At 70.8% G+C, this 12,222-nt stretch carries 17 protein-coding genes; 10 read left to right on the top strand and 7 right to left on the bottom strand.

Annotated features, from left to right (window positions below):
* The 3 genes from ABD295_RS10070 to ABD295_RS10060 all read left to right on the top strand — a co-directional run bounded on the left by ABD295_RS10070 (position 1) and on the right by ABD295_RS10060 (position 2,154).
* Entirely contained in the window at positions 1 to 402 is a 402-nt protein-coding gene (locus tag ABD295_RS10070; protein WP_344303576.1) for a F0F1 ATP synthase subunit epsilon, read from the top strand.
* Positions 403 to 535: 133 nt separating this feature from the next.
* The gene (locus ABD295_RS10065) at positions 536 to 976 is read left to right on the top strand and encodes a DUF2550 domain-containing protein (protein ID WP_344303575.1); all 441 of its coding nucleotides are present in this window, start codon (positions 536 to 538) and stop codon (positions 974 to 976) included.
* A complete protein-coding gene (locus tag ABD295_RS10060) occupies positions 973 to 2,154 on the top strand; it encodes an MFS transporter (RefSeq protein ID WP_344303574.1) in 1,182 nt (393 codons plus the stop codon). Before ABD295_RS10065 ends, ABD295_RS10060 begins: the two co-directional genes overlap by 4 nt.
* Before the next feature lie 63 nt (positions 2,155 to 2,217).
* Here ABD295_RS10060 and ABD295_RS10055 read toward each other — a convergent pair whose 3' ends face one another.
* Entirely contained in the window at positions 2,218 to 3,087 is an 870-nt protein-coding gene (locus ABD295_RS10055) for a GTP-binding protein LepA (RefSeq protein WP_344303573.1), read from the bottom strand.
* A 48-nt stretch (positions 3,088 to 3,135) separates the two neighbouring features.
* The gene (locus ABD295_RS10050; protein WP_344303572.1) at positions 3,136 to 3,735 is read right to left on the bottom strand and encodes a cob(I)yrinic acid a,c-diamide adenosyltransferase; all 600 of its coding nucleotides are present in this window, start codon (positions 3,733 to 3,735) and stop codon (positions 3,136 to 3,138) included.
* A gap of 251 nt (positions 3,736 to 3,986) precedes the next feature.
* Between ABD295_RS10050 and ABD295_RS10045 the strand changes: the two genes are divergently transcribed.
* The 4 genes from ABD295_RS10045 to ABD295_RS10030 all read left to right on the top strand — a co-directional run bounded on the left by ABD295_RS10045 (position 3,987) and on the right by ABD295_RS10030 (position 7,781).
* Positions 3,987 to 4,295 (top strand): STAS domain-containing protein, encoded by a 309-nt coding sequence (locus ABD295_RS10045; RefSeq protein WP_344303571.1) that lies wholly within the window; start codon positions 3,987 to 3,989, stop codon positions 4,293 to 4,295.
* Positions 4,296 to 4,346: 51 nt separating this feature from the next.
* Complete coding sequence (locus tag ABD295_RS10040) at positions 4,347 to 4,730, top strand: VOC family protein (protein ID WP_344303570.1); 384 nt, start codon at positions 4,347 to 4,349, stop codon at positions 4,728 to 4,730.
* Positions 4,731 to 4,894: 164 nt separating this feature from the next.
* Positions 4,895 to 6,910 (top strand): protein meaA, encoded by a 2,016-nt coding sequence (locus tag ABD295_RS10035; RefSeq protein WP_344303569.1) that lies wholly within the window; start codon positions 4,895 to 4,897, stop codon positions 6,908 to 6,910.
* Between the two features lie 67 nt (positions 6,911 to 6,977).
* Positions 6,978 to 7,781, top strand: coding sequence for a GNAT family N-acetyltransferase (locus ABD295_RS10030; protein ID WP_344303568.1), 804 nt, complete (start codon positions 6,978 to 6,980; stop codon positions 7,779 to 7,781).
* A 16-nt stretch (positions 7,782 to 7,797) separates the two neighbouring features.
* Here ABD295_RS10030 and ABD295_RS10025 read toward each other — a convergent pair whose 3' ends face one another.
* The 4 genes from ABD295_RS10025 to ABD295_RS10010 all read right to left on the bottom strand — a co-directional run bounded on the left by ABD295_RS10025 (position 7,798) and on the right by ABD295_RS10010 (position 10,531).
* Positions 7,798 to 8,253 carry a MarR family winged helix-turn-helix transcriptional regulator gene (locus ABD295_RS10025; RefSeq protein WP_344303567.1) on the bottom strand — a complete coding sequence of 152 codons (456 nt, stop codon included), beginning with the start codon at positions 8,251 to 8,253 and terminating at the stop codon, positions 7,798 to 7,800.
* The gene (locus ABD295_RS10020) at positions 8,250 to 8,624 is read right to left on the bottom strand and encodes a cupin domain-containing protein (RefSeq protein ID WP_344303566.1); all 375 of its coding nucleotides are present in this window, start codon (positions 8,622 to 8,624) and stop codon (positions 8,250 to 8,252) included. The genes ABD295_RS10025 and ABD295_RS10020 overlap by 4 nt, the downstream gene beginning before the upstream one ends.
* 126 nt (positions 8,625 to 8,750) lie before the next feature.
* On the bottom strand, positions 8,751 to 9,230 hold the full coding sequence (locus ABD295_RS10015; RefSeq protein ID WP_344303565.1) for a DUF427 domain-containing protein: 480 nt from the start codon (positions 9,228 to 9,230) through the stop codon (positions 8,751 to 8,753).
* A complete protein-coding gene (locus ABD295_RS10010) occupies positions 9,230 to 10,531 on the bottom strand; it encodes a GNAT family N-acetyltransferase (RefSeq protein ID WP_344303564.1) in 1,302 nt (433 codons plus the stop codon). Before ABD295_RS10010 ends, ABD295_RS10015 begins: the two co-directional genes overlap by 1 nt.
* A gap of 54 nt (positions 10,532 to 10,585) precedes the next feature.
* Between ABD295_RS10010 and ABD295_RS10005 the strand changes: the two genes are divergently transcribed.
* Genes ABD295_RS10005 through ABD295_RS09995 form a run of 3 tightly spaced genes read left to right on the top strand, consistent with a single transcriptional unit; the run spans position 10,586 to position 11,628 of the window.
* A complete protein-coding gene (locus ABD295_RS10005; RefSeq protein WP_344303563.1) occupies positions 10,586 to 10,849 on the top strand; it encodes a hypothetical protein in 264 nt (87 codons plus the stop codon).
* A gap of 37 nt (positions 10,850 to 10,886) precedes the next feature.
* Positions 10,887 to 11,087 (top strand): hypothetical protein, encoded by a 201-nt coding sequence (locus ABD295_RS10000; RefSeq protein WP_344303562.1) that lies wholly within the window; start codon positions 10,887 to 10,889, stop codon positions 11,085 to 11,087.
* A gap of 16 nt (positions 11,088 to 11,103) precedes the next feature.
* Positions 11,104 to 11,628, top strand: coding sequence for a ferritin (locus tag ABD295_RS09995; RefSeq protein ID WP_344303561.1), 525 nt, complete (start codon positions 11,104 to 11,106; stop codon positions 11,626 to 11,628).
* On the opposite strand, the gene ABD295_RS09990 is transcribed toward ABD295_RS09995, so the two are convergent.
* Complete coding sequence (locus ABD295_RS09990; RefSeq protein ID WP_344304042.1) at positions 11,625 to 12,215, bottom strand: DedA family protein; 591 nt, start codon at positions 12,213 to 12,215, stop codon at positions 11,625 to 11,627. The two genes, ABD295_RS09995 and ABD295_RS09990, sit on opposite strands and share 4 nt — an antisense overlap.
* Positions 12,216 to 12,222: the final 7 nt, after the last annotated feature.

Genomic DNA, 12,222 nt, shown 5'->3' with positions numbered 1-12,222 from the left:
ATGGCTGAGCCCGCGAAGACCCTCCAGGTCGAGGTGGTCGCTGCCGACCGCCTCGTCTGGTCGGGCGAGGCCACGATGGTCATCGCCCGCACCACCGAGGGAGACGTCGGCATCCTGCCCCACCACGCCCCGCTCCTCTCACTGCTCATCGACGGCGTCGTCGACGTGCAGACGGCCGAGGGCGAGACGTGGGTCGCGGCGGTCAGCGCAGGGTTCCTGTCCGTCGCCAACAACCGGGTGTCGGTCCTCGCCGAGTACGCCGAGGCGTCCCACGACATCGACCTGGAGAAGGCGCGGCAGGACCTCGAGCGGGCCAAGGCCGCGGGCGAGGACTCCGAGGAGGCGCAGGAGGCAGTGCGGCTGGCCGAGGCCCGGATCCGCGCTGCGGAGATGGCGCGGTAGCCGGTCGTTCGGTCCCGTTCCGACCACTGTCCGAACCCTGGGCCCGACGATTCGGTCTTCAACCACCCCGCCCTCTAGGGTGTGCCCACCTTCGTCGCGTGTGGGATGACCCGAATCACTGGGAGGTGGCCGGATGCCGCTGTGGCAGTGGATCCTGGACGCGGTCGCCGCTGTCCTGGTCCTGGTGCTGCTGTACGGCATCGCGCTGGTCGTCCGCCGCCGGCTCCTCTCGCGCAACGGCGGGACCTTCGAGCTCAGCTATCGCGTCCGATCCGCAGGCAGCGGGCGCGGCTGGCTGCTCGGGATCGGTCGCTACTCCGGCGACCAGCTCGAGTGGTTCCGGATCTTCTCCTTGTGGCCGCGGCCCAAGCGGTCGTGGCCGCGCGTCGAGCTGTCCTACGCCAACCAGCGCGAACCCGAAGGAGTCGAGCGGATGTCGCTCTTCGGTGACCACGTCGTGGTCACCTGCACCTCGCCCGAAGGGGAGGTCGAGCTCGCGATGAGCCCGTCGTCGCTCACCGGCTTCCAAGCGTGGCTCGAGGCCGCCCCGCCTGGCACCCAGATGATCTTGTGACGGGGCCTACGACGGGCGCGGGCACCACCTCGTCTCAGGTCCTCGTCGCCCGCAACGCGGTCGCGGTGGTCTTCGCCCTCAACGGGCTCTGCTTCGCGACGTGGGTCTCGCGGATCCCCGAGGTGCGTGACGACCTTGGGCTGACCAACGGCCGGCTCGGCCTGCTGCTGCTCGCGATCGCGGCGGGGTCGGTGCTCGCGATGCCGACGACAGGTGCCCTGATCAACCGGTTCGGCACCATCGCCGTGACGCGATTCGGCCTTTCGTCGGCGGTGCTCGGGTTGGTGACGGCGGCGATGGGGGCCAGCGAGGGCATCGTACCTCTCACAGCGCTGGGGCTCTTCGCCTACGGCGTCGGCACGGGCGTCTGGGACGTCGCCATGAACGTCGAGGGAGCCGCCGTCGAGCGTGGTCTGGGGCGCACGATCATGCCTCGGTTCCACGCGGGCTTCAGCCTCGGCACGGTGCTGGGGGCCGGCGTCGGGGCGCTGGTGATCTGGCTGGGCCTGCCGATGCTCGCGCACCTCGGAGGCGTCGCCGTCCTCGCCTTCGGCGTCGTCTGGACCAGGGCCCGGTCCTTCCTCCCGGTGGAGCCCGAGCCCGAGGGTGGCCACTCGTCGGCGTGGACGGCCTGGCGTGAGCCGCGCACCCTGCTCATCGGCCTGATGGTCTTCGCGCTCGCGCTGACCGAGGGCACCGCGAACGACTGGCTCGCGCTCGCCCTCGTGGACGGCTACGACGTCGCACACTGGGTGGGCGTGACCGGGTTCGCCCTCTTCGTCACCGCGATGACGCTCGGCCGGCTCCTGGGCACCCAGCTCCTGGATCGCTTCGGCAGGCTGGCAGTGCTCTGGTCGACGATGGCGGCCGCGGCAGGTGGCGTCGTCCTCATCGTGTACGGCGGCGCGGTCGGCGCGGTCGCCGGGATCGCGCTCTGGGGGGTCGGGGCCTCGCTCGGGTTCCCGGTCGGCATGAGTGCGGCCGCTGACGACCCGATCCGCGCGGCCGCGCGGGTCAGCGTGGTCTCCACGATCGGCTACGGCGCCTTCCTCGGCGGTCCGCCGCTGCTCGGCTTCGTCGCCGACCGGGTCGGCACCCTCGAGGCGCTGCTCGTCGTGGCGGTCCTGCTGGTGCCCTCCGCCCTCGTCGTTCCGGCGGCGCGCGAGCCGGGCCGCTAGCTCGAGCATTCGACGGTGCTGACTGGCCCTCGTGAGACCGGGGCCGGCCAGCCCGGCGCGCAGTCAGCTGCCGTGGAGACGGTTGGATCGCGCGTCGTGCAGCACGATCGCCTCGCGCAGCGCGTCGGTGACGTAGGAGGGGACGGCGAGGCCGCGCTTCTTCTCGAAGAGCAGGTCGCGCTCGACCCGGCTGATCTCCTCGCCGAAGTCGGCGAGGTTGTCGCGCATGCCCAAGGTCGTCAGCACGCCCCCGAAGTCTGCCTTCTGCTCGGTGTTGTTGGCGCCGACCGGGCCCCACGAGAGCATCCGCAGGCGGCGGACCAGCCAGGCCTGCCACGGCGAGAGGCGCGAGGCCAGCCCGACGGCAGAAAGCTTGTAGAAGGCGTAGTGCGGCGGTTCCTGACGGCGGATGGGCGCGACGACCGTGTCCGCGATGGCCTTCTCGCCGATGTCGGCCATGCCGGCGTGGAGCTTGTTGTAGGCCAGGACCGCGGAGCGCTCCGTCGACATGCCGGTCAGGTAGTAGAGCATCCGGGTGATGTCCTGGATCGGCGAGAAGTGCGAGATCGCGCCAAGGATGCGCATCTTGGCCGAGACGGACTCGGTGTCGGGCGAGGTCGGGGGCCGCCCGACGATCGTCTGCAGCTTGTCGAGGATCAAGCCGTGCTGGATCTCCTGGGCGTGCCAGACCTCGCGATAGAAGCGCACGTCGATCTCGGGCGGGTCGGGCAGCATCGCGTTGAGCTCGAGCACGTTGCGGTCGACCTCGAGCTCGACGCGGGCGAGATAGTCGAGGGTCGCGCCGAAACGCTCACGCAGGACGTCGGGCCGGAGCACCGTGAAGTCGACGGTGTCCAGCGGGATCGGGGGCTGCTCGGCCTCGATGCGGTCGACGTGCTCGATCAGCCGTCGCTCGGCCGCGGTCGCGGTCATGCGCAGAACTCTAGTGGTCCACTTGAATGCACAATGATTCTTCGGCGCTCAGCCGCTAGCGGATGGGCCGTCCTTGCCGCGCTCGCCACCCGGAACCCACAGGACGTCGCCCCGCTCGCGGTTGGCGTGACGGGCGAGGATGAAGACCAGGTCGGAGAGCCGGTTGAGGTAGGTGATCGCCAGGACGTTCATCGACGACTCGTGCACATCCCAGGACGCCCACGCCGAGCGTTCGGCCCGCCGTACGACGGTGCGCGCGACGTGGAGGTGCGCGGCCCCGCGGGTACCGCCGCTGAGGATGAACGAGCGCAGCTTCGGCAGGTCGGCGTTGTAGTGGTCGCACCAGCCCTCGAGCCGGTCGATGTAGTCCTGCTCGACTCGCAGCGGCGGGAAGTCCGGGTCGGGCACGACGGGCGTGCAGAAGTCCGCTCCGACGTCGAAGAGGTCGTTCTGGACGCGGGTCAGCACTGCGACGACGTCGGTGTCGAGATCACCCTCGGCGACCGCCAGCCCGAGGTGCGCGTTGGCCTCGTCGACGTCGGCGTAGGCCACGAGGCGCGGGTCGGTCTTGGTGGTCTCGCTCATGTCGCCGAGGCGGGTGCGGCCGCCGTCTCCGGTGCGCGTGTAGATGCGGGTGAGGTTGACCATGCGCCCAGGCTAGGGCGTCGACTCACTTGTCCAGACCATCGCGTCAGGATTACCTTGGCAGGGTTCGGAAGCTGTTGAGCGTGGAGCCGGCACCTCCTGTCACACCCGTCACTCGCGACACGCCGAAACTCGTTCCGTCCCGGAGGCAACCGAACGGCCGTGACGCGCGTCATAGTGGTGACAGGGGGGACAGGATTTCGGTGTCTCTCCGGGGCTTCTCTGGGCTTCGGAGGACAGGACGGGGCAGACGGGTGGAGATCTACACCGACGGGGACACGCTCGTCCTCAACGGAGACTTCGACGTGCGTAGCACGTGGGAGGTCCGCAACGCCCTGTACGAGCACCTCGAGGGTCGCGACGCCGATGTCGTCGTCGACCTGACCGACGTCACGAGCGTCGACGTCACCGCCCTCCGCGTGCTCGCCGTGGCGACCCGCAGAGCGATCCGCACCGGCCACCACCTGACCCTGCGCGGCTGCGGTCCCGCCGTACGTCGGCTGCTGCACATCTCGCGACTCGCCCACGCTGTCGACGTCGAGCGCAGCGCCGCGACTGCCTGAGCGTTCAACCTTGGGCGATGATTCCGGCCACCTCGGCCGGTCTGTGCCCACATGAGCGGACTAGCAGGACTCGAGAGCTTCAGCGGCTTCAGCGTCGACGACCTGGAGCGGGCCAAGGCGTTCTACACCGGCGTGCTCGGCCTGACCCTGACCGACGAGTCCGACTTCGGGTTCGGGCTCGTCACCGCGAGCCAGACGATCTTCGTCTACGACAAGGGCCGCGACCATGCCCCGGCGACGTACACCGTGCTGAACTTCCAGACCGCGGACGTCGACTCCGTCGTCGACGAGCTGACGGCCCGGGGCGTGCGGTTCCTGCGCTACGAAGGCACCGGCCAGGACGAGAAGGGCGTCGCCCGCGACTTCGGCCCGACCATCGCCTGGTTCGCCGACCCGGCGGGGAACGTGGTCAGCGTGATCAGCGACTCCATGTGAGTCTCGACTGCGCTCGACCACCGGTCTCTGCGCTCGACCACCGGTCTCTGCCCTCGATCACCGGTCTCTGCGCTCGACCACCGGTCTCTGCGCTCGACCACCGGTCGTGTCGGATGTCCCACAGGTCGGTGACTGGGGAGTAACCGCCGACCTACTCTCCTGGCATGGCAGCCAAGGATCGCCCCTGGGTGATGCGCACCTACGCCGGCCACTCGACCGCCGTCGCGTCCAACGCGCTCTACCGCGGCAACCTCGCGAAGGGCCAGACCGGCCTCTCCGTCGCCTTCGACCTGCCCACCCAGACCGGCTACGACCCCGACGACCCGCTGAGCCGCGGCGAGGTCGGCAAGGTCGGCGTACCCGTGCCCCATCTCGGCGAGATGCGCGCGCTCTTCGACGGCATCCCGCTCACCGAGATGAACACGTCGATGACGATCAACGCCACCGCCATGTGGCTGCTCGCGCTGTACCAGGTCGTCGCGGAGGAGCAGGCGGGCCTCAGACCTGACGCCACGACCGAGGAGCGGTCCGCGGTCGCGCACCAGCTCGCCGGCACGACGCAGAACGACATCATCAAGGAGTACCTCTCGCGGGGCACCTACGTCTTCCCGCCCGAGCACTCCTTGCGCCTGATCGCCGACGTGATCGCCTACACGGTCCGCGAGGTGCCGACCTGGAACCCGGTCAACATCTGCAGCTATCACCTCCAGGAGGCCGGGGCCACGCCGACCCAGGAGCTGGCCTATGCGCTGTGCACCGCGATCGCCGTGCTCGACCAGGTGAAGGCGTCCGGCCAGGTGTCCGACGAGGACTTCCCGGCAGTGGTGGGTCGCATCTCGTTCTTCGTCAACGCCGGCGTCCGCTTCATCGAGGAGACCTGCAAGATGCGGGCGTTCGTGGAGCTGTGGGACGAGCTCACTCGCGAGCGCTACGGCGTGACCGACGAGAAGATGCGCCGGTTCCGCTACGGCGTGCAGGTCAACTCGCTCGGCCTGACCGAGGCGCAGCCCGAGAACAACGTGCAGCGCATCGTGCTGGAGATGCTCGGTGTCACCTTGTCGAAGAAGGCCAGGGCCCGCGCCGTGCAGCTGCCCGCGTGGAACGAGGCGCTGGGGCTGCCTCGGCCTTGGGACCAGCAGTGGTCGCTGCGGCTGCAGCAGGTGCTGGCCTACGAGTCCGATCTCCTGGAGTACGACGACATCTTCGACGGCTCGCACGTGATCGAGGCCAAGGTGGCCGAGCTGGTCGAGGCCGCCAGGGCCGAGATGGACCGGGTGCAGGCGATGGGTGGCGCTGTCGCAGCGGTCGAGTCGGGCTACATGAAGCAGCAGCTGGTGTCGGCGCACGCGGCGCGACGGGCTCGCATCGAGTCGGGGGCCGAGAAGGTCGTCGGCGTCAACATCTTCGAGACGACCGCCCCCTCGCCCCTGACGGCCGACCTCGACGCCGCGATCCAGGCCCCCGACCCCGAGGCCGAGCGGTCCGCCGTGGCCGGCGTCGAGGCGTGGAAGGCCACTCGCGACCAGGATGCCGTCGACCAGGCGCTGGCCCGGCTCTCCGCCGACGCGAAGACTGAAGCCAACCTGATGCCCGCCACGCTCGCGGCGGCGCGAGCCGGGGCGACGACGGGGGAGTGGGCCGCCGCGCTGCGGGCGGTCTTCGGCGAGTTCCGCGCGCCGACGGGCGTCTCCGGGGCCGTCGGGGTGGGCGACGCGGGCGCCGGGCTGTCTGCCGTGCGCGAGCGGGTGCGGGCGACGGGCGAGGAGCTCGGGACCCGACTGCGTCTGCTGGTCGGCAAGCCCGGCCTGGACGGCCACTCCAACGGCGCCGAGCAGGTCGCGGTGCGGGCGCGCGACGCCGGCTTCGAGGTGGTCTACCAAGGCATCCGGCTCACTCCGGAGCAGATCGTGGCGGCCGCTGTCGCCGAGGACGTGCACTGCGTCGGCCTGTCGATCCTGTCCGGCTCGCACATGGAGCTGGTGCCGGCGGTCCTCGACGGCCTGCGCCATGCCGGTCTCGACGACGTGGCGGTCGTCGTCGGCGGGATCATCCCCGAGCGTGACGCGGGCCTGCTGCGCGAGCTCGGCGTGGCGGCCGTCTACACCCCCAAGGACTTCGGGCTGACCGAGATCATGGACGGCATCGTCGACGTGATCCGCGAGGCCCACGGGCTCTCCTAGCACCGGACGTTCTCGGGCGCCACGAAACCCGGTGACGGGTTCGACGGAGCACCCGTAGCCTCCGCGCATGGACGTGCGCTCGCTGGCCTGGCAGACCGACCTCGCGATCGCGAGGCTGGCAGGGAGCGAGGTCGAGGACCGAGGCGACCACATCGTGGTGCGGACGCCGGCGAACCCGACGTACTACTGGGGCAACTTCCACCTGCTCGAGTCCCCGCCCACGCAGGCTGAGGTCGCGGACGTGCTCGCCAGGTTCGACGCCGACTTCCCGGGGTCGGAGCACAAGGCGATCGGCGTCGACGGCGTCGAGGACCAGACCTCGGCGCTGGGGCCGCTCGTCGCGGCCGGGCTGACGCTCGAGATCGCGACCGTGATGACGGCGTCGTCGGTGCACCCGCCGCCGCGGCCCAACCGCGACGCGACGTACCGGCAGCTCGAGACCGACCACGACTGGGCGCAGCGCATCGAGCTCGGCATGGCCGTCGACACCGAGTACGACCCGGTGAAGCATCGTGTCTTCCTGACACGCAAGGCGGAGCACGACCGTGCGCTGTGCGCCGCGGGCCACGGCACCTGGTGGGGCGCGTTCGTCGGCGACGACCTGGCCAGCGTGATGGGGCTGGTCGAGGTGGAGACTTCCGACTCGGGGGCGCTCGGCCGGTACCAGAGCGTCGAGACGCACCCGGACTTCCGCGGACGTGGCCTGGCCGGGACGCTGGTGCACCGGGTGGCGACGTACGGCCTCGAGGAGCGGGGGCTGCGGACGCTGGTCATGGTCGCCGACCCCGAGTACCTCGCGATCCGGATCTACCGGTCCGTGGGCTTCGACGGCACCGAGATCGAGACGCAGCTGTTGAAGCAGGGCTACTGAGCCGGCAGGAGGCCCCTCACCAGGTCGGGCGCAGCGGGGGCAGCTCCCCGGACTCGTCGACCAGCAAGGTGACCAGGTCCGAGCGGAGCCGGGCCAGTCGCTCGGCGCCGATGAGGTCCGCCCACCGGCGTTCCTGCGCGGCGTAGATCTCCTCGACGGTGGTGAGCAGCCGCCGGCCGCGCCTGGTCAGCGACACCTGCCAAGCGCGGCGGTCGCCCGGGTCCTGGGTGCGTCGGACCAGGTCCGCCGTCGCCATCTGGTCGACCAGGACTGACGCGGCCTGCTTGGTCATGCCCAGCCACCGCGCCAGGTCGGTCACGGTGGCCGGGGACTCGCGCACGGCCAGCAGGGCGAAGCCGTACGCCGGGCGCACGTCGTCCCACCCGCGCCGGGCCAGCTCCTCGTGCAGGTCCTCGACGTTGGTGCGGTAGCCGATCGCGAAGAGGCGGGTGAGCGGCGGCTCGTGGCTCATCTGGCCCAGGGCGGCGACAGGAGCGTCCCGTCGTCCAGCCGGGCCTGGCCGCCTGCCGGCATGCAGCAGAGCAGGCTGAGCGGCTCCCGGCCGGCGTTCGACAGCTCGAAGCGCACGCCCGGCGGCACGACGATGACGTCGCCTGCCGCGGCTGTGCCGGGCTCGCCGTCGAGGCGCACGGATGCGGATCCGGCCAGGACGACGAACACCTCCTCGCGGGTCAGCGAGTGGGGTGTCGGCTCGGTGCCGGGGGCGATCTCCACGCGCCACACCGAGGTGTCGGTGCTGCCGCGGCTCGGCGTGGCCAGCGAGGTGAACTCGGTCCCGGGCACGGAGTGGGTGGGTGCGGGTGGCGCGGTGAGGACGGGCATCAGAGCCTCCGGAGCTGGTCGAGATGGGCGAGACGGTCGAGATGGGCGAGATGGTCAGTTGGGTTGACTATCGCTCCTTCTCCCCAATTGGTCAACCCCATTGACCATCGAGCCTGATCGACATCCTCACCAGCCCGAGGTGCCCGGCTCGCCCTTGAACGGGCCGGTCACCCCGCTGGTGATCCAGCCGCCGTAGAAACCGCCGGCCTGGGGGCGGACCACCTCGCCGTCCACCCGGCACTCGTCGACACGTCCCGGGTAGACCGCGACGTGGTCGATGAGCGCCGCGAACGCCGAGCTCGGACTCGGATAGGTCCAACCGGCCCGCGCTGCGGTCCGATCGGGCGTGACCAGGTCGAGGTACGCCGCTCGGCCCTTCCACTCGCAGAAGCTCGACCCCTCCGCCGGCCGGAGCACTCCCTCCGCGAACGCGTCCGCTGGCACGTAGTAGGTCGGTGGGTGACTGGTCTCGAGCACCCGGTACGCCGCCTTCGTGGTCGCGACGACGACACCGCCGAGCACGATCTCGACCAGCTCCTCGGTCGACTCGAGTCGCGGCGGGCGCGGGTAGTCCCAGACCGACTCGACGGCTGCCGGCGTCGCCATCAGAAGCCGATCGAGGCCGTGGGGCGGGTGTCGCTGCGCAGGCTTCGCCACAGCCGGGTCGCAGCAGCGGGGCGGAGCTCCTCGATGACCCCCGAGAGGGCGAGGAGCGCGGGGGAGACCCCGCCGAGGTACGCCGCGCCCAGGGCCTGGACCGGAAGCCGTAGATCGGCCTCGTCGTCGGTGCGGGTGACGTCGGCCTCGCCGGCCTCGCCCACCCGCAGCCGCCAGCGGCCGGCGTTCCAGGGTGCGGTGTCGTCCAGGACGTCGAGCACCAGGTCGCAGGGCGCCGCGTAGCCGCGCGCCATCAGGGCCTCGGGCAGGTCGACCAGGCGCACCCAGGTGCTGTCGAAGAGCGCGGTGTCGGCGAGCCCGCGCGGGCCGGCGACCCAGTGCTGCAGCGGGTCGTCGACCCCGAGCCCCCACACCTTGACCGTGCCGATCAGGTCGAAGTCGAGCAGCCGGCGCAGCAGCACCAGCCGCGCGGCCGGCTCGCCGACGACGGCGAAGACCGTGAGCTCCCCACCTGGCCGCGACTTCTCCCACTTGTGCTCGCGCCGGAAGGCCGCGAGGGCGACGTCTGCACCGTCGGGGCCCTCGCGCCGGGCGAAGAGCAGGCGCATCTGCTCCTTGCCGCGCAGCTCCTCCGGGGGCTCGGTCGAGATGCGGACGTAGAAGTCGTCGTCGCCGGTGATGATGCCGACCTCACGTGCCGCCGCACGCTCCCAGACTTGTTGTGCCCGCGCGGGCATGCCGGGGTCGGCCGCGGTCGCCAGCTCGGTGCGCAGCAGCGCTGCCTCCGCGTCGAGGTGGGGTGCGGTCAGCGTGGTGCCGCGTCCAAGCGCGACGGACAGCTCGAGGCAGGCCAGGCCGTAGCCGAAACGTCCGTAGATGCTGGGTTCGCTCGCGTGCAGCGCTGAGAGGTGCACGCCGGGCATGGCGCGCACCTGCTCGAGGTGGTGGCGCATCATCGACTTCAGCACGCCGCGCCTTCGGTGGTCGGGATGCACGCCGACCCATGTGAGGCCGGCGGTCGCCAGGCGGCGTACCTCCGCATCGACGCCGGGCACCGAGAGGGTCATCGCCCGGACGCCGTACACCCCGGCGTACGTCGCCGTGCTCGCGTCCTCGGGCCCGACCGCGCGGGCTCCCTGCTCCAGTGCGGCGAACCGGCCCCACGCGAGCGAGGCGATCTTGTCGGCGACCGCCTCGCTCGACGGCTCGTGGAACCACACGGTGTCGTCGGTGTGGGAGAAGACCGCGTCGTCGGGCGCGTGGTCGACGACGTACCGAGGGGAGTCCATGCGTCCACCTTTGCGGGGCACGCAAATCAGCTCAAGCCGATTAGCCTGGACCATGTGAGCGACCTGCAGTGCCCGGCACGGATCCTGCTCGCGCGCAGCGGCTTCGCGGCCGCCGAGCTGGCCACACTGGTGGCTCACGAGAACGTGGCCCGGACGATCACCTCGGACACCGCCGTCGACCTGGACGCGCTGGCCGACCTGCATCGCGGGGAGACGGTCCTCGTGGTCTGCGACCTCGGCCCGCACGTGGACCGGGGGAGCGACGTGGTGCTGGTGGAGATCGACGCGGACGGCCGGCGCGTCTCCCACGTGGCTTAGGTTAGGCAACCCTTAACGACACTGATAGCCTTCGGGCGTGGGCAAGGGACACGGCAAGGCGAAGGCTGCGAAGAAGGTGGCGAAGCCGAAGGCGAAGTGCTGCGTGTCGAAGGACCGCTGCAGCCGCTGTCCGATCCGGATGCTCAAGGAGGGCACCCTGCCTCTCGGGTATACGGTCAAGAAGCGCAAGCTCGTGAAGGTCAAGAAGCTGAAGAAGAAGCAGCCGCTGGCTGCCTGAGGTCCCAGGAGCAGCCGTGGTCGCCGCCCGTTTCGCCGAGCAGCTCAACACCCAGATCGGCCACGAGCTCGCCGCTCACAACCAGTACCTCTCGTGCGCGGTCTACTACGACGCGCTGACGATGCCGCAGATGGCCGCCTTCTTCTACGGCCAGGCGCTCGAGGAGCGCGACCACGCGCTGATGATGGTCCAGTACCTCCTCGACACCGACGCCGACGTGCTGATCCCCGGAGTCGAGGCGCCCGTGCCGGCTTTCGACGACGTCGTCGCGCCGGTCTCGCTGGCCCTGGCGCAGGAGAAGCGGGTCACCGAGCAGATCAACGCGCTGCTGCGCACCGCGCGCGAGGAGGGCGACTTCGCCTCCGAGCAGTTCATGCAGTGGTTCATCAAGGAGCAGGTCGAGGAAGTCGCCACGATGAGCGACCTGCTCGCCGTGGTCACCCGCAACCGCGACGACATCGAGGACATCGAGGAGTACGTCGCCCGCGAGCAGGGCAGCGAGAACGCCGACCCGACCGCGCCCCGCATCGCCGGCGTCTAGTTCTCGGCCGCCCGCCGGCCCGGGCGCTGCCTCAGGCGGCGAACCACGAACCACGCGACAGCCAGGCCGAGCAGGACGTAGACCACGCTGGCCACATCACCGACGTACTTCTCGACGCGGTGCCACTGCTCGCCGAGCCCGTAGCCGGCGCCGATCAGCGCGGTGTTCCAGACCAGGCTGCCGGCGGCGGTGTAGCCCGTGAACTGCGGCAGCGGCATCCGGTCGATGCCGGCGGGGATCGAGATGAAGCTGCGGACCCCCGGGACGAGCCGGCCCAGGAAGATCGCCCGCCGGCCGTGGCTGCCGAACCAGCCGATGGCGCGCTCCACGTCGCGTGCGTGCAGGAGCGGGATCCGCTCCGCGGTGGCGCAGAGGCGTTCCTTGCCCCAGGCGACGCCGAGGTAGTAGAGCAGCAGCGCACCGACGACCGAGCCGACCGTCGCGCACACGATGGCCGCGACCAGCCCGTAGTGTCCCTGGCTCGCCGTGTAGCCCGCCAGCGGCAGCACGACCTCCGATGGCACCGGTGGGAAGACGGTCTCGAGCGCTGTCGCCACCCCCACGCCCGGCGCGCCGATGGTGCGCATCAGCGAC

The sequence above is a fragment of the Nocardioides bigeumensis genome, from assembly GCF_039531755.1.
Classification (GTDB): domain Bacteria; phylum Actinomycetota; class Actinomycetes; order Propionibacteriales; family Nocardioidaceae; genus Nocardioides; species Nocardioides bigeumensis.
Note: the sequence above shows the minus strand (reverse complement) of the source record. Positions and strands in the feature narration are given on the sequence as shown.

What these genes read in the sequence shown, in the direction of transcription:
- ABD295_RS10070 (WP_344303576.1), top strand. Translation starts at nt 1, where the DNA reads ATGGCTGAGCCCGCGAAGACCCTCCAGGTCGAGGTGGTCGCTGCCGAC.
- ABD295_RS10065 (WP_344303575.1), top strand. Translation starts at nt 536, where the DNA reads ATGCCGCTGTGGCAGTGGATCCTGGACGCGGTCGCCGCTGTCCTGGTC.
- ABD295_RS10055 (WP_344303573.1), bottom strand. Translation starts at nt 3,087, where the DNA reads ATGACCGCGACCGCGGCCGAGCGACGGCTGATCGAGCACGTCGACCGC.
- ABD295_RS10050 (WP_344303572.1), bottom strand. Translation starts at nt 3,735, where the DNA reads ATGGTCAACCTCACCCGCATCTACACGCGCACCGGAGACGGCGGCCGC.
- ABD295_RS10040 (WP_344303570.1), top strand. Translation starts at nt 4,347, where the DNA reads ATGAGCGGACTAGCAGGACTCGAGAGCTTCAGCGGCTTCAGCGTCGAC.
- ABD295_RS10035 (WP_344303569.1), top strand. Translation starts at nt 4,895, where the DNA reads ATGGCAGCCAAGGATCGCCCCTGGGTGATGCGCACCTACGCCGGCCAC.
- ABD295_RS10030 (WP_344303568.1), top strand. Translation starts at nt 6,978, where the DNA reads ATGGACGTGCGCTCGCTGGCCTGGCAGACCGACCTCGCGATCGCGAGG.
- ABD295_RS10025 (WP_344303567.1), bottom strand. Translation starts at nt 8,253, where the DNA reads ATGAGCCACGAGCCGCCGCTCACCCGCCTCTTCGCGATCGGCTACCGC.
- ABD295_RS10020 (WP_344303566.1), bottom strand. Translation starts at nt 8,624, where the DNA reads ATGCCCGTCCTCACCGCGCCACCCGCACCCACCCACTCCGTGCCCGGG.
- ABD295_RS10015 (WP_344303565.1), bottom strand. Translation starts at nt 9,230, where the DNA reads ATGGCGACGCCGGCAGCCGTCGAGTCGGTCTGGGACTACCCGCGCCCG.
- ABD295_RS10010 (WP_344303564.1), bottom strand. Translation starts at nt 10,531, where the DNA reads ATGGACTCCCCTCGGTACGTCGTCGACCACGCGCCCGACGACGCGGTC.
- ABD295_RS09990 (WP_344304042.1), bottom strand. Translation starts at nt 12,215, where the DNA reads ATGCGCACCATCGGCGCGCCGGGCGTGGGGGTGGCGACAGCGCTCGAG.